This window comes from Arthrobacter agilis (assembly GCF_006494655.1).
GTDB classification, from domain to species: Bacteria; Actinomycetota; Actinomycetes; order Actinomycetales; family Micrococcaceae; genus Arthrobacter_D; species Arthrobacter_D agilis.
This window is the reverse complement of the sequence record NZ_VHIM01000006.1, coordinates 219,831-235,886: the sequence shown is the minus strand read 5'-3', so window position 1 is coordinate 235,886 and position 16,056 is coordinate 219,831. Positions and strand designations below refer to the sequence as shown.

Here is a 16,056-nt window from a genome sequence, read left to right as displayed (position 1 = left end):
TCAGGAATCTCCGATCCGGGCAGCGGTGGGGACGGCCGGGACCGCGTCGGGGGGAGCGGCCCCGAAGGCGCGGGCGAGATTGCCCTGGGTCAGGACGGCGGCCGGATCGCCCTGCGCGAGGACGCGCCGGTGGAGCAGGACGGCCTCGTCGCAGAACGCCGGCACCCCCGCGAGGTCGTGCGTGGAGACGAGGACCGATCGGCCTTCGTCCCGCAGCGCCGTCAGCAGTGCGGTCATGGTGCGCTCGCTCGACCGGTCCACTCCGGCGAACGGTTCGTCGAGCAGCAGCAGGCGCGCGTCCTGGGCGATGCTGCGTGCGATGAAGACGCGCTTGCGCTGTCCGCCCGACAACTGGCCAATCTGGCGGCGGGCCAGATCGGCCAGCCCCACCCGGTCGAGGGAGTCCGCAACGGCGGCCCGGTCGGCCGGCCGCAGGCGGCGGGCGGCTCCGAGGCGCCCGTAGACACCCATGGCGACGACGTCGGAGACGGACACGGGGAACGTCCAGTCCACCTCCTCCGCCTGCGGCATGTAGGCGACGAGCCCCGCCCGGCGCGCGGACGCCGTCGTGTCGCCGAACAGCTCGACGCGTCCCTCCTGGGGGACGACGAGCCCCATGAGGGCCTTGAACAGCGTCGACTTGCCTGATCCGTTCACTCCGATCAGGCCGCAGATACTGCCGGCCCGCAGCGACACCGTGACGTCGTCGAGCGCCCGGACGTCGTCGTACCTCACGCCGAGGTGCCGGACATCCAGGACCGGGGGACCGCTCGGATGCGCGTCGCGTGCCGCGGGGTCGCGCGGGGGGACCTGGGGCGGGTGGGTGGTCATCGGGCGAGTCCTTCGGCGATGGTCTGCAGGTCGTGGCGGATGAGGTCGAGGAAGGTGGGGACGGGCCCGTCGGGATCCGAGAGCGAGTCGACGTACAGCGTGCCGCCGAGGCGGGCTCCCGTGGCGAGGGCCACCTGCTCCTGCGCCGAGGGGTTGACGGTCGATTCGCAGAAGACCGTGGGGACGTCGTTCGCCTCCACGAAATCGATGACGGTGCGGATCTGGCGTGGGGTGCCCTCCGTATCCGCATTGACGGGCCAGATGAAGGACTCCTCGAGGCCGGCGTCCCGGGCGAGGTAGGAGAACGCCCCCTCGCAGCTGACGAGCGACGGGTCCTCGATCCCGGCGACAGCCGCCCGGAAGTCCGCGAGGATGCCGTCGAGATCGGCCTTCAGGTCACGGCCGTTCTCCTCGAAGGCCGCGGCGTGGTCGGGGGCGAGGCGGGAGAGGGCGGCCACCGTGTTGTCCACATAGGTGCGGGCAGCGACCGGGGACATCCAGGCGTGCGGGTTCGCGAGGCCCGAGTAGTCACCCGAGCGGATGTCCACCTCCTCGACACCGTCGGACAGGACCACGTGCGGGGCGTCGACGGAGTTCAGGAACCGCTCGAACCAGCGTTCGAGTCCGAGCCCGTTGTCGAGGATCAGATCCGCGTCCTGTGCGCGCACCAGATCCGAGGGCGTCGGCTCGTAGCCGTGGATCTCCGCGCCGACCTTCGTGATCGACTCGACGCGCACGTGTCCGCCACCCACGGTGTCGGCGAGATCGGCCAGGACGGAGAAGGTCGTGAGGACCAGGGGCCTCTCGTCCTCCCGGTCCGCAACGGACCCGGCGTCGTCGGTGGCGGCACACCCCGCGAGGAGGACGACGGCGAGGGCAGCAATGGCGCGACGCCGACCCGTCGACCAGGAACCGGATTGAGGCATACCTAAACATAACGTTGAGGAATGCCGAAATCTAGGGCTGAAGTGCGGTCGCACGCCAGGCGTGCGTGTAGTACGGCAGGCGGAGGATTGCGCCGGCGGGGAAGGCGAGGTATTCGGTCAGGTACCAGTCGAGGTTTGCCTCGACACGGGACTGCAGGGCCGGGCTCGCCCGCCGGTAATAGCTGCGTGAGCGTGCGAGGTCGATGACGTCGGGGAGGGTGAGCTCCTGCGTCCAGCGCACGAGCAGGTCTTCGGGGGGCCCGAAGAGCCGGCCGACGTCCGGTCGGTCGTCGGGGGAGAAGACGTCTCCTGCGTGCATGATCCGCGACAACCGGTGGACCCACGGGACCGCGACGTCGAGCTGGTTCCATACGAGGGCCAGGGTGCCGCCGGGGCGCAGCACGCGTGCCGCTTCCCGGACGGTCGCCGCGGGGTCGCACCAGTGCCAGGTCTGGGCGAGGGTCAGGAGGTCGGCCGATGCCGCGGGGAGATGGGTCTCCTCGGCGGTCCCGAGGACGGCCGGGATCGCGGGAAGACGGGTGGAGAGGACGGCGAGCATGTCCTCGGAGGGGTCGACGGCCGTCACGTCGAGCCCTCGGTCCACGAGCGCCCGTGTGAACAGGCCCGTGCCCGCGCCGACGTCGACCGCCTCGCGCGCGTGCGCCGGGACGAGCCAGTCGGCGATCGCTCCCGGGTACCCGGGCCGGACGCGGTCGTAGCGGCCTGCTCCGGACAGGTACGCGCCTGCCAGCTCGCGCCGGCGGTCGTCGTCGAGCCTCGGCCCCGTCCTCATGCCGAGTGCCCCGGCGCCGGGAGCCGGCTAGAGAAGATCGTCCACATCGGGGTTGAGGGTTCTGAGGACCTCGCTGTGGAGAGTCCCGTTGGTCGCCAGCGCGTTGCCGCCGTGCGGTCCGTCCTTGCCGTCGAGCGAGGTGAACCGCCCACCGGCCTCGGTCACGATGGGCACGAGGGCGGCCATGTCGTAGAGGTTGAGTTCGGGTTCGCAGGCGATGTCCACGGCACCCTCGGCCACGAGGCAGTAGGACCAGAAGTCGCCGTAGGCGCGGGTGCGCCAGACGCGGTCGGTGAGGTTCACGAACTCGGCGAGCGCCCCGCGCTCACGCCAGCCGGACAGGCTCGAGTAGGACAGTGAGGCGTCCGCGAGACGCGAGACGTTCGAGACGCGGAGCCGTTGTGCCGCGGCCAGGGACTTCCCGGTGTACGCGCCGGTGCCCTCGGCCGCCCACCACCGCTTGCCCAGTGCGGGTGCGCTCACGACGCCGACCACGGGCCGTCCGTCGTCGATCAGGGAGATCAGGGTGGCCCAGACGGGCACGCCGCGGACGAAGTTCTTGGTGCCGTCGATGGGGTCGATCACCCACCGGCGGGTCCCGGACCCGGTGCTGCCGAACTCCTCGCCGAGGACCGCGTCGCGGGGTCTGGCCCTCGAGAGCTGCCCGCGGATGGCCTCCTCGGCGCTCTTGTCGGCGTCCGTCACGGGCGTGAGGTCCGGCTTGGTCTCGACCCGGAGGTCGAGCGCCTTGAAGCGTGACATCGTCTGGTCGTCCACCGAGTCAGCCATGATGTGGGCCAGCCGGAGGTCGTCGTTGTAGCCCTGCAGAAAACTCATACCGATCAACCTATCCTCATGTCGGGCCCACGGACGCCGGGGCGCGGCCGGACGGGCCGTGACAGCGAAGAGCCACCGTGGGCTCGCGCCGCACGGTGGCTCTTCATCCGACGCCGACGAGCGGCTCGGGGAGGATCAGAGAACGGTGATGTTCTCTGCCTGGGGGCCCTTGGGGCCCTGGGTGGTCTCGAAGTTGACCTTCTGGTTCTCCTCGAGGGAACGGTAGCCGTTCGAGTTGATCGCGGAGAAGTGGGCGAACACGTCAGCGCCGCCGTCCTCGGGAGCGATGAAGCCGAAGCCCTTTTCGGCGTTGAACCATTTCACTGTGCCAGTAGCCATGCTGTACATCCTTACCTGGGAGAGCGTCCCGACGTTCGGGTGCTCATCGTGGTGTCCGTTACCCGCTTTACGTCAAAAGCTGTCGAACTCCAGGTGGAGGGTCAAGGCTTGAAAGTTAATGCGCAAACAACAACAGCCCCCAGTCTAGCAGTCCCGGGACTACTGCTGGCCCAGCTCCTTCGCGTCGTGGGAGTTGCCCCGCGGGTCCGCGATCCCGGCCGTCAGCAGCCGGCGGAGGCTGGCCAGCCGGACCGGGCCCGACTCGCCGGCGAGTCCCTCGGCGACGAATCCGTCCAGTCCGCAGTCCACGGCGTTGTCGTCGTGGCGGCAGCCGCGCTCGCAGCGCTCGGTCCCGGGCTCCAGATCGGGGAACGCCTGGAGGATGCGGTCCGCGTCGACGTGCGCCAGTCCGAAGGAGCGGATGCCTGGGGTGTCGATGATCCAGGTCCCGGGGGACGCGTCCGCGGCCTTCAGGGCGAGGGCCGACGACGACGTGTGGCGACCGCGGCCGGTGACGGCGTTGACGCCACCCGTGGCACGGGTGGAGCCGGTGAGGGCGTTGACCATGGTGGACTTGCCCACGCCCGAGTGCCCCAGCAGCACGCTGACCTGGCCGTCGAGTTCGTCGCGGAGGGCGTCCACCGCGCCGTGGGAGAGCCGGGCGGATTCGCCGTCGTCGGAGGTGGCTTCGATGCCCACGCCCTCGTCCGTCCGGCTGATGATGACGCGCAGGTCGAGGTGCTCGTAGTTGGCGAGCAGGTCGGCGGGGTCCCGGAGGTCGGCCTTGGTGATGCACAGCAGCGGTTCGATCCCGGCGTCGTACGCGGCGACGAGCGCGCGGTCGATGAAGCCGGTCCTCGGCTCCGGGTTGGCCGCCGCGACGACGATGACCAGCTGATCGGCGTTCGCGACGACGACGCGCTCCACCGGATCGGTGTCATCGGCGCTGCGCCGGAGGACGGTGCGCCGCTCCTCGATCCGGACGAGCCGCGCCAGTGAGTCCGGCCCACCGGACAGGTCGCCCACCAGTGCGACGAGGTCCCCGGCCACGACCGCGTTGCGCCGCAGCTCCCGCGCGCGTGCCGCCACGACGATCCGCTCGTCCGGCGTGTCCTCGTCGACCACAGCGGTGTAGCGTCCCCGGTCCACGGTGACCACGCGACCGATCTCGGCGTCCTCGTAGGCAGGGCGCGTCTTGGTGCGCGGGCGGGTGCCCTTCTTGTTGGGGCGGATGCGGACATCGGACTCGTCCCAGGCCCGTGAGCCCCGGCGGTTCCCCGCCTCGGTCACGCGTGCGCTCCGGCGGGGGACGCGGGCGTGCCTGCCGTGCCCGCCTTGCCCGTGAGCGCGGCCCAGAGCGCGGGGAATTCCGGCAGGGTCTTCGCCGTGGTTCCGATGTTCTCGACCTCGACGCCGTCCACCGCGAGTCCGAGGATCGCCCCCGCCGTCGCCATGCGGTGGTCCTCGTAGGTGTGGAAGACGCCACCGTGGAGGGGCGCGGGCTGGATACGGAGGCCGTCCGCGGTTTCCTCGACGCGGCCGCCGAGCCCGTTGATCTCGGCTGCGAGGGCAGCCAGCCGGTCGGTCTCGTGACCGCGCAGATGCGCGATGCCGGTCAGGGTCGACGGCGTCGTGGCCAGCGCGCAGAGGGCGGCCACGGTCGGGGCGAGCTCCGAGGTGTCGGCGAAGGTGCCGCCGGTGATGCGGGCACCGCCGGTGACGGTGAGGGTGCCCGACCGGAGTGTCGCCGTCGCGCCCATGAGGGGCAGGATGCGCCGCCAGGCGTCACCGACCTGGGTGGTCCCCGAGGGCCAGTTGCGGATCCGGACGGTGCCGCCGGTGACGAGCGCCGCGGCGAGGAAGGGACCGGCGTTGGAGAGATCCGGCTCGATGGCGATATCGAACGCCGCGATGGGGCCGGGGGACACGCGCCAGTGGTTCGGCACGGAATCGTCCACGCCGACGCCGAGCGAACGCAGCGTCTCGATCGTCATACGGACGTGGTCGAGGCTCGGCACGGGTTTGCCGACGTGCTCGAGGTGCAGTCCCTCGGCGAAGCGCGCGCCGACGAGCAGCAGGGCGGAGACGAACTGGGAGGATGCCGACGCGTCGATGACGAGCCGCCCGCCGCGCACCTCGCCGGTGCTCGCGATGGTGAACGGGAGGGACCCCGCGCCGCCGTCGTCGATGCTGACGCCGAGCCCGCGGAGCGCATCGATGATCGCACCCATGGGCCGACGGCGCGCATGGGGATCACCGTCGAAGGCCGTGGACCCGGAGACCAGGCCCGCGAGCGGCGGGACGAAGCGCATGACCGTTCCGGCGAGGCCGCAGTCGACGGCGCGCTCGGAAGGGCGGTCCGCCTGCGCGGGGAGCGGCGTGACCCGAAGATCGGGACCGAAGTCGCCGTCACCCGGTACCTCGTCGATCACCGCGCCGAGCGAGCGCAGCGCAGCGACCATCAGGGCCGAGTCACGCGAGTGCAGGGGGCGGCGGAGGATGCAGGGACCGTCGGCCAGTGCCGCGAGCACCAGGTAGCGATTGGTGAGGGACTTGGAGCCGGGAACCGAGATCGCGGCGTCCACGGCGTGCGTCAGGCGGGGCGCCCGCCACACGGTCTGGCCGGGCACCCCGCCTGGGGACACTGTCATGGAGACTAGGAACCGACGACGTCGGCGGCGGTCTTGCGCACGGCCTTGTCTGCCTTCTTCAGCTGCTTCCGCGCGTCCTTGCCGAGGCCGGTCGCATTCTTCCTGGCATCCATGGCGAGGTGCTCGGCCCGCCAGGCGAGTCCGGGGCGGCCGTTGGTGTCCACGGCGGCGAGCAGGACGGCACCCATCAGCGAGAGGTTCTTGAGCAGCTGCGTGCGGCGGGCCTTCTTGCCTTCCTTGGTGGAGGAATCGGCCGAGCGGTAGTCGACGAGGGTGTTGACCGTCGCGGTGACCGTGAGCAGCAGCGCGGCGACACGCGAGAAGCGGCCGATGCCGAGCAGCACCGCGGCGCCGACCTGCGTTGCGCCGAGCACCTGGCCCACGAGCTTCTCGTTCCCGGTGACGGCTGCTGCGGAGGGGACCACCTTCGTGACGCCGGCGAGGACGGGCTTCAGCTGCGGCGCGGTGGCGCCGGCGTTGCGGAGCCGGTCGACACCGGAGAACACGAAACTGCTGGCGATCATGGGTCGGGCGATTACGCGGACAAGGGTCACAACTGCCTCCTGGTGCCCGGCGGCTTCTGCCGGGTGTTGGTTGGACGGATACGAAGCACGCTGTGTCTAGTTTTGCACGCCCCGCCGGGCGGTGCGATCCGTGACCCGGCCTGGCCGTGGACTTGCGGGACGTACTATCCGCACGGCGGGCAGCGCGATGACGGATGGAATAGAAGCCCGCGACGGGCGGTTGTTGAAGGGGTACGGGAAATCGCGAGAGAACGAGGAGATGCACGGATGACGGTGCTTCAGACCGCGGCGGTCGGTAGGACCGACCTGCAGCTGTCGACGACGGTTGTGCGTGCCCCGTCGAGGGCGCCCCGAGGGGCCGGACGCGTAGACTTCGACTCGATGAATACCACAGCCCCCGCAGGCAGCAACCAGGCCGAAGACGCAGAGTTGGACGTCGCCACGGAGTCGGAAGCCGACCGCAAGGCGCGCTTCGAACGCGATGCGATGCAGTACGTCGACCAGCTCTACTCGGCGGCCATGCGCATGGCGCGGAACCCCAGCGACGCCGAGGATCTCGTCCAGGAGGCCTACACGAAGGCGTTCTCGGCATTCCACCAGTACAAGCCGGGTACCAACCTCAAGGCGTGGCTGTACCGGATTCTCACCAACACGTACATCAATCTGTACCGCAAGCGGCAGCGGGAGCCCCTGCAGTCGCACTCGGACACCATCGAGGACTGGCAGCTGGCCAAGGCGGCCGAGCACACCTCGATGGGGTTGAGGTCGGCCGAGGCGGAGGCCCTCGACCACCTGCCGGACTCGGACGTCAAGAGCGCCCTGCAGGCCATCCCCGAGGAGTTCCGGCTCGCCGTTTACTTCTCCGATGTCGAGGGCTTCGCGTACAAGGAGATCTCGGAAATCATGAACACGCCCATCGGGACCGTGATGTCCCGCCTGCACCGCGGACGCAAGCTCCTGCGCGAACTCCTCGGTGAGTACGCGCACGAGCGTGGGCTGGGGACGGGCAAGGGCGCCACCGGCAAGACCCGCCAGGCAGCGGAAGCGAAGGGCGCAGAACAGGAGATGACGACATGAGCGATTGCGAGAGTATGGGCGACTGTGCCGACTCGAGGATCGAACGGCTGTACGAGTACCTCGACGGGGCCCTGTCACACCAGGACCTGGTCGAGATCAAGGACCACCTCGATGGGTGCCCGGACTGTGCCGAGGAGCATGATCTGGAGTGCGTCATCAGGTCGGTCGTGAAGAGGTCCTGCACCGAAGTGGCGCCGTCAACCCTCAAGGCGAGCATCCTCGACCGCATCAGCCACCTGCGCACCGTCGACCACTGACCCGCGCGGTGCCGACCCGGCACGTCGACGCTGTGGCATGAGGAAGTGGCGTCGACACCGTGACGTCGGGAAGTACAGACACGAGAACCTCCGGACCCTGACGGGCCGGAGGTTCTCGTGTTGTTGATGCTTCGAACGCCTGGACTCAGGTGTTGGGGCGCTTACCGTGGTTAGCGCCTCCGCGCTTGCGGTCGCGACGCTTGCGTGCTCGCTTGCTCATGGGCTGCCTCCTTCTTCTTCAGGCACTGTAGTGGTGCAGAACTGCACCCAAGTCTCCCATACGGCCCCGGGGTCACCTAAACCGGCGAGGCAGGGGTGGGCGGAGCGACGACGTGTGTGTCGGTGCCTCGCCCGTCAGAGAGACCCCTGTCCACCGCAACCCTGCCCCTAGGATGGGTGGATCAGCCACGATCGAAGGAGCTTGTGCATGCGTGCTGCCTACGTAGCCACCCAGTCGGCGGAGGATCCCCTGGCCGGGCTCACCGTCGGAGAGCTCGAGGTTCCGGAGCCACCGGAGGGTTTCCGGCGGGTCCGGGTGGTGGCCTCCTGCCTCAACCACCATGACCTCTGGTCCCTCAGGGGAGTGGGACTGCCGGCCGACCGCCTTCCGATGGTGCTCGGGTGCGATGCGGCAGGGACGGACGACGACGGCAACGACGTGATCGTCCACGGGGTCGTCTCCTCGCCGGGCTGGCGGGGCGACGAGACCCTGGATCCGCAACGGACCCTCCTCTCCGAGCGCTACCCGGGGACCATGGCTGACTGGGTGTGGGTACCCGAACGGAACCTGGTGCCCAAGCCGGACGAACTCACGTTCGAGGAGGCGGCCTGCCTCCCGACCGCATGGCTCACCGCGTACCGCATGCTGTTCACCGTCTCCCCGGCCGCGCCGGGCGCCACGATCCTGGTGCAGGGCGCGGGCGGTGGTGTCGCCTCCGCCCTCATCGCACTCGCCGCCGCAGCCGGGTTCCGCGTCTGGGCCACGAGCCGCAGCGAGGAGAAGCGTCAGCGGGCCCTGGCACTCGGCGCCGATCAGGTGTTCGAGGACGGCGCCCGGCTGCCCGAGCGTGTGGATGTCGCCTTCGACTCCGTGGGGGAGGCCACCTGGGCGCACTCGCTGAAGTCGCTCGTCCCGGGAGGGACGGTGGTGACCTGTGGGGCCACCAGCGGCCCTGCGCCGTCGGCCGATCTGAACCGCGTGTTCTTCCTCCAGCTGCGGGTGCTGGGCTCCACGATGGGCACGCGGGACGAACTCGTCCGGCTGACGCGCTTCCTGGTGGCCACGGGCGTCCGGCCCGTGATCGACGACGTCCTGCCCCTGGACGAGGCGGCGAGGGGTTTCCGCCGCATGCTGGACGGCGATGTCTTCGGCAAGATCGTCTTCCGCCACTGACCTTGACGGACACGGACGACGAAGGCACCCTCGATCGAGGGTGCCTTCGTCGTCGCCCGGGTCGCCTACTCGCCGGCTCCCATGGCCAGCAGCGCGGAACGCTGCTCCCGTCGCAGGGACTGTTCCTTCGGGTCCGGCACCGGCGCGGCCGCGAGCAGCCGGCGCGTGTAGGCATCCCTGGGGTATTTCAGGATCTGCTCGGTGCTGCCCTGCTCCACCAGCGTGCCCTTGTTGAGGACGGCGATATGACTCGCGAGCAGTTCCACGACGGCCAGATCGTGGCTCACGAACAGGCAGGCGAAGCCTCGCTCCCGCTGGAGTTCCTGCAGGAGCTCCAGGACCTTCGCCTGCACCGAGACGTCGAGGGCCGACGTCGGTTCGTCGGCCACGAGGAGGTCCGGCTGTAGGGAGAGCGCGCGGGCTATGCCGACGCGCTGTCGCTGACCGCCCGAGAGCTCGTGCGGGTACCGGTTGCGGAAAGCGACCGGCAGCTGGACGTCGTCGAGCAGTGACGCGACCCGCTCGTCCAGGGCGGCCCGTCCCAGCTTCTCGTGCAGCAGCAGGGGTTCGCCGATGCTGTCGCCGATGGACAGTCGCGGATTGAGCGACGCCGCGGGGTCCTGGAACACGATGGCGAACTTCTTGCGCAGCGGCAGGAGCTGCCGTGCGCTCAGCCGGGTGATGTCGGTGCCCCCGATCGTCACGCTGCCGGCGGCCGTCCGGATGAGACCGGTGACGGCACGGGCGATCGTCGACTTGCCCGATCCCGATTCCCCGACGAGCCCCATGACCTCACCCGGGTTGATGGTGAGCGACACGCCGTTGACGGCCTTGAACGCCGGCTGGCGGAACCGTCCCGGGTACTCGATGTCCACGTCGATCAGCTCCAGCGCGGGCACCACGCCGGCAGCCGAGCGGTGCTCACGATCGGTCTGCAGCCGCTCCGCATACTCCTCGTGGATGCTGAGGCGGCCGTCGACCACCTCGACGTCCGCGAGGACCCCGCCCACCTTGGAGCCGAGGTGCGGCACCGCACCGAGGAGCTGACGCGTGTAGTCCTCCCTCGGTGCGGCGAACAGCTGCGCGGTCGGGGCCGCCTCGACGACGCGCCCCTTCTCCATCACCACGACGTGGTCGGCGAGGTCGGCGACGACTCCCATGTCGTGCGTGATCAGGAGCACTCCGCTGTTGAGGCGCTTGTTGAGCTTCCTCAGCAGGTCGAGGACCTCGGCCTGCACCGTGACGTCCAGGGCGGTGGTCGGCTCGTCCGCGATGAGGAGCATCGGGTCGTTCGCGAGCGCGATGGCGATCATCGCCCGCTGGCGCTGTCCGCCCGAGAACTGGTGGGGGAAGGAATCGTAGCGGCGCTCCGCCTCGGGGATCTCCACCATGCGCAGCAGCTCGATGGCCCGTTTCTTGGCCTGTGCGGGGGAGAGCTCCGTGTGCTGCTCGATGGCCTCCCTGATCTGCTCGCCGACGGTGAGCACCGGGTTCAGCGCGGTCATCGGCTCCTGGAAGATCATGGCGATCTCGTTGCCGCGGACACGCCGGAGCATGCTCTGGGGTGCGCCGATGAGCTCCTTGCCCAGCATCTTCGCGCTGCCGGTCGAGCGGCCGTTGCGGGGAAGGAGGCCGAGCAGGGCCATGGAGGACATGCTCTTGCCGGAACCGGACTCCCCGACGACCGCCAGGATCTCGCCCGGGTGGATCTCGAAGGACACGTTCTCGGCCGCCATGACCCATTCGTCGTCGACGTTGAACTCGACGCCGAGGTTCTCCACCGCAAGGATCGGCCCTTCGTGCTCCGGCGCCTGGTCGTCGGTGATGATCTCGGAGGTGTGTGATCCCATTACTGCTTCACCCTTGTCTGCTTGGGGTCGAATGCGTCGCGGAGGCCGTCTCCGATGAAGTTGACGGCGAGGGCGATGCCGATGATGAACGCGCCGGGCCACAGGAACAGCCACGGGCGCACGGTGAGCGCCGAGCGGTTGTCGTTGATGGCCTTGCCGAGCGAGGTGTCGGGTGCCGTGACACCGAGTCCGAGGTAGCTCAGCGCGGTCTCCAGGAGGATCGCGCCGGAGATGGCCAGGGTGGTCGACACGATGATGACCCCGACGGTGTTCGGGAGGATGTGGCGGAAGATGATGCGGAACGAGCTGGCGCCGACGGACTTGGCGGACTCCACGAACTCCTTCTCCCGGAGGGAGAGGAACTCGCCACGGACGAGCCGCGCGAGACCCGTCCAGGTGACGATGCCCAGGAAGACGGCGAAGGGGATGATGCCCGCCTTCGCGACGATCCCGGCCACCGCGGCGGCGATGACGACGGTGGGGATGGTGATGACGACGTCCGTGATGCGCATGAGGAACGCTTCGGTCCAGCCACGGAAGTAGCCGGCCAGCGCCCCGACCGTGGTGCCGATGAGCATGGCGACGATCCCGACGATGAAGGCGATGATGAGCGAGGTCTGCGTCCCGCGCATCGTCAGGGCGAAGTAGTCGCGGCCCAGCACGTCCTGGCCGAAGGGGTGCTCGCCGAGGCTGAACGGCCACAGGGTCAGGGTGGGCTTGCCCTCGTTGAAGCGCGCGGCGAGGACGTCGTAGTCCTTGTTCCACCAGCCCGGGATGCCCGCGAAACCGATGGAGGTGAAGGCGAGGAGGAAGATGAGCGCCAGCAGGGCTATCCCGGCGAGGGCGCCCTTGTGCCGGAAGAAGCGCTCGCGGATGAGGCGCCCCTGGCTCTTCGCTGCCGTCGTGCGGATCCGGTCGGTCTGCTCCCGGGTTGGTGGGGCGGTGGCGATGTCGGTGTCCTGGCTCAGCAGGGTCAGTTCGGAGCGCTCTGACGAGGCGCGGGAATCGTTCGGTTCGAACTTCTTGTCACTCATGATGGGTCCTAGCTCAGGGTGATGCGAGGGTCGAGGAAGGCGTAGGCGATGTCGGCCAGCATGTTGAACAGCACGGCCGCGGTTCCGACGACGAGGAAGAAGGCCATGACCGGCCCCGGGTCGACGGTGGCGATACCGTCGACGAACATCTTGCCCATGCCGTTCCAGCCGAACACCTGCTCGGTGATGACCGCGCCGCCGAGGACGCCCGCGAAGTCGAACGCCATCAGCGTGGTGATGGGGATCATCGCATTGCGGAAGGCGTGCTTCACGAGGACGGTCCGCTCGCTGAGGCCCTTGGCCCGGGCCGTGCGGATGTAGTCCTGGTTCATGACATCGAGCTGGCTGGCCCTCGTGTACCTGGTGTAGGTGGCGAAGGAGATCAGCGTCAGGGCGATGGTCGGCAGGATCAGGTGCAGCGCGTAGTCAAGGTTGATCTCCCAGAACGTGCCCGCGAGGTTCGCGGACTGCGAGCCCGTGGTGGGGATCGGGCGCCCGCCGGCTTTCGCCGAGAGTGTGGGGTAGGCCTGCAGCAGCCTGTCGAGCAGGATCAGCAGGCTGACCGAGACGGCGATCACCGCGCCGATCTTGGCTGCCTGCGCACGGAACGGTCCGCCGACGGCTCCGGCGACGACGTAGGAGACGACCGCCATGACGATGACCAGGGCGACGACGACGAGCCACGTGGGATCGGTCAGCAGGGGGATGGAGACGAGGTAGCCGGCGAAACTCACCGCGCCGGCGGCGAGCGCCGCGTTCAGCACGCGACGGCGACGGAAACCGGCGAGCAGTGCGGTCCACAGGACCGCGATCCCGGCGGCGGAGACGAGCATCCCGACCACACCGAAGCCGGGGTTCACGAACCATCGGGTCACGAGCAGGAGGTACAGCGCGAGGGCGGTGGCAGCGGCGGCCACGCCGAAGACCATGAGGCGGCGCCTGCGGTCGCCGCCCACGACGACCGCCCAGATCACGCCGGCGACCACCCCGATCAGCGCGATCGTCAGATAGGAGAATTGCGGATTCGAGAGCCAGGTGTTGAGGTCGATCGCCAGGTACTGCTTGAGCAGCGTGGAGAGCCAGAACAGCGGCAGCGAGAACAGGAGAAAGGAGACGAAGGTGACGGAGTAGTCGAACGTGCTGTACTGGCGGATCGCCGTGACGATGCCGACGACGACGCCGAGGACCAGGGCGAGGACCGTGGCGACGACCACGAGGCGCAGTGTCGAGCCCATGGCGTTCTGGAGCTGGGGCAGCACGTCCGCGCCGGTGCGGTCCTGCCCGAGCGTGCAGGAGATCCCGCCGGGGACGAGGCAGTGGCCCACGTCCTGCAGCCAGAGGAAGTACCGGGGGATGGGTGGTACGTCGAGATTCATGGCGGCCGTGCGGGCCGCGATCGTCGCGGCCTTCTCGGGCCCGCTCGTCTCACCGAGGTCCTCGAAGGGATCGCCCGACGAGATGGTGAGGAAGTACATCAGAGTGGTGGCCGCGAGCATGATGAAGAACGAGATGATGGTGCGCTTGGCGATGAAGTAGAACACGGAGGGGCTCCTAGGAAACGGTGCAGACTGATGCGGGGCCGGGCGCACGGACGGGCAGGCCCGAGGGCCTGCCCGTCCTCATGCTTTATCCGGAGGAGGCGATCAGTTCTGCTTCGTCCAGCTGTAGGCGTTCCAGGTGATCCCGGTCTGCGTCGGGTTCAGTTCCACGCCCTCGAGCTTGGAGGAGTAACCCGCGATGTTCGGGTTCGCGTAGAGGACCACGTTGTACTGCGTCTCGGCGAGGCGTTGCTCGAGTTCCGTCTTCAGCGGGATGACCTGCTCGGTGTCCGTATTGGTGACGATCTCGCCCCAGATGCGGTCGACCTCGTCGTCGGCGTAGCCGCCGAAGTTCTGCTCACCCTCGGAGACGTAGATGGACTCACCGGAGGCGACGAGACCGGAGCCGGCCCAACCGAAGACCACGGCGTCCCAGGCGCCCGGCTGGGAGAGCTTGGCGCTCCACTCGGCCTCGGGCTGGGGGGTGATCTCGAAACCTGCCTGGTCGCAGGAGTCCTTCACGAGGGCTACCTGGTCGGCACGCAGCTGGCTGGTCGACGCGAACATCATGGAGACCTTCACGGGCTCGGTCTTGCCGGCTTCCTCGAGCAGGGACTTGGCCTTCTCGATGTCGGCGACGCCGTCCCCCTGGGCGGCGGGTGCGCCGTCGAGCACGGTCTGGTAGTCGGCCTGGGCCGGCTGGTACTCGTGCAGGTTCAGGACGGATCCGGAAGGATCGACCGGGGTCACGAACTTGTCGACCATGTCGGCCCTCGGGATGCACGCGGCGAAGGCCTGGCGCACCTTCAGGTCCTCGAAGACGGCGCCTGGACGCTGGTCGAGGTCGACGTGGGAGAAGGTCAGCGACTGGCCGGTGTCCACGGTGACCGTCTCACCGATCTGCTCGAGCGCGGTCTTGGTGTCGACCGTGGGGCTGGAGGGCTCGATGATGTCGACGTCGCCGTTCTGGAGCGCCTGGACGGCCTCCTCGTCGACGATGGTCTTGAAGACGATCGTGTCCGTCTTGCCCGCGCGCTCCTCGCCCCAGTACTGATCGTTCTTGACCAGGGTCAGGGTGCCGTTGGTGGCGTTGTCGAGCTTGTACGGTCCCGATGACGGCAGCAGGTCGGTGTCCGGCAGGGTCGGGAGGTCGGCCTCGTAGTTCCAGCCGGTGTTCCAGAACTCGGCGACCGGCGTGAGGGTCTCGGTGTCGTCGGACTGGATGGCCTCGATGAGCTCGGCTCCGTCGCCGTCCGCGGACAGGCCGGCCTGCTCGGCGGCGATGTGGGCCGGCATGAGCGACGTCGACATCACCGACTCCCAGTCGGCGTAGGGCTCGGAGTAGACGACCTCGAACTCCTTGGCGCCCGGCTCGCCCTCGGGCATCTCCATCTGGCCGAAGCCGTTGGTGGAGGAGGCGAGGAACAGGTCCGCTTCCTCGCCCGACTCGGCATCCGTCTCGCCGCTGGGGTGGGTGCCGGAGAAGGCGGCCCACTGCAGGAGGACGTCGTCGAAGTCGATCGCCGTACCGTCGGACCAGACAGCATCTTCGTTGATGGTGTACTTGACGGTCAGCGGATCGTCGCTGGTCTTCTCGTAGGTGCCGAACTCCTCGTTCTTCTCGAGGTTGCCATCGGCGTTGAACGCGACCCACGAGCTCGTCGTCAGGTTGTCGACGTAGGTGTTGTACACAGCGTTCGTTGCTGCTGTCCCGCCGTTGTATGCGGTCGGCGCCTGGCTGATCGCGATGTTGATGGTCGAGGCGAGATTCTCCTCGGCACCTTCCGACGCGGGCGTCTCGGCAGTACCGCCCGCCGATCCACAGGCACTCAGCATGAGCGCTCCGATGGACAGTGCGGCGAGCGTCATTGTGCGCTTATTACGCATTCGATAGTCCTTACTGTGCTTGGCGCGAGGAACGGAAACAGGTTCCCCGGGGCGGATTGCGGCAGTGACGGCAATCACACTGGGACAGCATAGCGAAGATCAGTTGCCTTCGGACACTC

Annotated in this window: 16 protein-coding genes; 3 read left to right on the top strand and 13 right to left on the bottom strand. The window is 68.8% G+C overall.

Annotated elements, in window-relative coordinates:
* From FJV46_RS11335 to FJV46_RS11300, 8 genes are all read right to left on the bottom strand, one after another.
* Positions 1-831 (bottom strand): metal ABC transporter ATP-binding protein, encoded by an 831-nt coding sequence (locus FJV46_RS11335; protein ID WP_087027186.1) that lies wholly within the window; start codon positions 829-831, stop codon positions 1-3.
* A complete protein-coding gene (locus FJV46_RS11330) occupies positions 828-1,757 on the bottom strand; it encodes a metal ABC transporter substrate-binding protein (protein ID WP_087027188.1) in 930 nt (309 codons plus the stop codon). The genes FJV46_RS11335 and FJV46_RS11330 overlap by 4 nt, the downstream gene beginning before the upstream one ends.
* Before the next feature lie 31 nt (positions 1,758-1,788).
* Positions 1,789-2,550 (bottom strand): class I SAM-dependent methyltransferase, encoded by a 762-nt coding sequence (locus FJV46_RS11325; RefSeq protein WP_087027189.1) that lies wholly within the window; start codon positions 2,548-2,550, stop codon positions 1,789-1,791.
* A gap of 27 nt (positions 2,551-2,577) precedes the next feature.
* Positions 2,578-3,387: a histidinol-phosphatase gene (hisN, locus tag FJV46_RS11320; RefSeq protein WP_087027191.1), complete on the bottom strand. Its 810-nt coding sequence runs from the start codon at positions 3,385-3,387 to the stop codon at positions 2,578-2,580.
* A gap of 135 nt (positions 3,388-3,522) precedes the next feature.
* Positions 3,523-3,726, bottom strand: a complete 204-nt coding sequence (locus FJV46_RS11315; RefSeq protein WP_043446208.1) for a cold-shock protein — start codon at positions 3,724-3,726, stop codon at positions 3,523-3,525.
* A 159-nt stretch (positions 3,727-3,885) separates the two neighbouring features.
* Positions 3,886-5,016: a ribosome small subunit-dependent GTPase A gene (gene rsgA / locus FJV46_RS11310; RefSeq protein ID WP_087027193.1), complete on the bottom strand. Its 1,131-nt coding sequence runs from the start codon at positions 5,014-5,016 to the stop codon at positions 3,886-3,888.
* On the bottom strand, positions 5,013-6,377 hold the full coding sequence (aroA, locus tag FJV46_RS11305; RefSeq protein WP_087027195.1) for a 3-phosphoshikimate 1-carboxyvinyltransferase: 1,365 nt from the start codon (positions 6,375-6,377) through the stop codon (positions 5,013-5,015). The genes rsgA and aroA overlap by 4 nt, the downstream gene beginning before the upstream one ends.
* Positions 6,378-6,382: 5 nt before the next feature.
* Complete coding sequence (locus tag FJV46_RS11300; RefSeq protein WP_087027196.1) at positions 6,383-6,931, bottom strand: DoxX family protein; 549 nt, start codon at positions 6,929-6,931, stop codon at positions 6,383-6,385.
* 237 nt (positions 6,932-7,168) lie between these two features.
* Between FJV46_RS11300 and FJV46_RS11295 the strand changes: the two genes are divergently transcribed.
* Both FJV46_RS11295 and rsrA read left to right on the top strand, forming a co-directional pair.
* Positions 7,169-7,978 carry a sigma-70 family RNA polymerase sigma factor gene (locus FJV46_RS11295; RefSeq protein WP_179195195.1) on the top strand — a complete coding sequence of 270 codons (810 nt, stop codon included), beginning with the start codon at positions 7,169-7,171 and terminating at the stop codon, positions 7,976-7,978.
* Entirely contained in the window at positions 7,975-8,235 is a 261-nt protein-coding gene (gene rsrA, locus FJV46_RS11290) for a mycothiol system anti-sigma-R factor (protein WP_087027199.1), read from the top strand. The genes FJV46_RS11295 and rsrA overlap by 4 nt, the downstream gene beginning before the upstream one ends.
* Before the next feature lie 145 nt (positions 8,236-8,380).
* On the opposite strand, the gene FJV46_RS15810 is transcribed toward rsrA, so the two are convergent.
* Complete coding sequence (locus FJV46_RS15810) at positions 8,381-8,455, bottom strand: 50S ribosomal protein bL37 (RefSeq protein ID WP_369299106.1); 75 nt, start codon at positions 8,453-8,455, stop codon at positions 8,381-8,383.
* A gap of 207 nt (positions 8,456-8,662) precedes the next feature.
* Between FJV46_RS15810 and FJV46_RS11285 the strand changes: the two genes are divergently transcribed.
* Complete coding sequence (locus FJV46_RS11285) at positions 8,663-9,628, top strand: zinc-binding dehydrogenase (protein WP_087027201.1); 966 nt, start codon at positions 8,663-8,665, stop codon at positions 9,626-9,628.
* A gap of 65 nt (positions 9,629-9,693) precedes the next feature.
* Here the strand turns inward: FJV46_RS11285 and FJV46_RS11280 are convergent, their stop codons facing one another.
* The 4 genes from FJV46_RS11280 to FJV46_RS11265 form a co-directional block, all read right to left on the bottom strand.
* On the bottom strand, positions 9,694-11,478 hold the full coding sequence (locus tag FJV46_RS11280; protein WP_087027203.1) for an ABC transporter ATP-binding protein: 1,785 nt from the start codon (positions 11,476-11,478) through the stop codon (positions 9,694-9,696).
* On the bottom strand, positions 11,478-12,512 hold the full coding sequence (locus FJV46_RS11275; RefSeq protein WP_087027205.1) for an ABC transporter permease: 1,035 nt from the start codon (positions 12,510-12,512) through the stop codon (positions 11,478-11,480). Before FJV46_RS11275 ends, FJV46_RS11280 begins: the two co-directional genes overlap by 1 nt.
* A gap of 8 nt (positions 12,513-12,520) precedes the next feature.
* On the bottom strand, positions 12,521-14,053 hold the full coding sequence (locus FJV46_RS11270) for an ABC transporter permease (protein ID WP_087027207.1): 1,533 nt from the start codon (positions 14,051-14,053) through the stop codon (positions 12,521-12,523).
* Between the two features lie 102 nt (positions 14,054-14,155).
* Complete coding sequence (locus tag FJV46_RS11265; RefSeq protein WP_087027209.1) at positions 14,156-15,937, bottom strand: ABC transporter family substrate-binding protein; 1,782 nt, start codon at positions 15,935-15,937, stop codon at positions 14,156-14,158.
* Positions 15,938-16,056 lie beyond the last annotated feature (119 nt).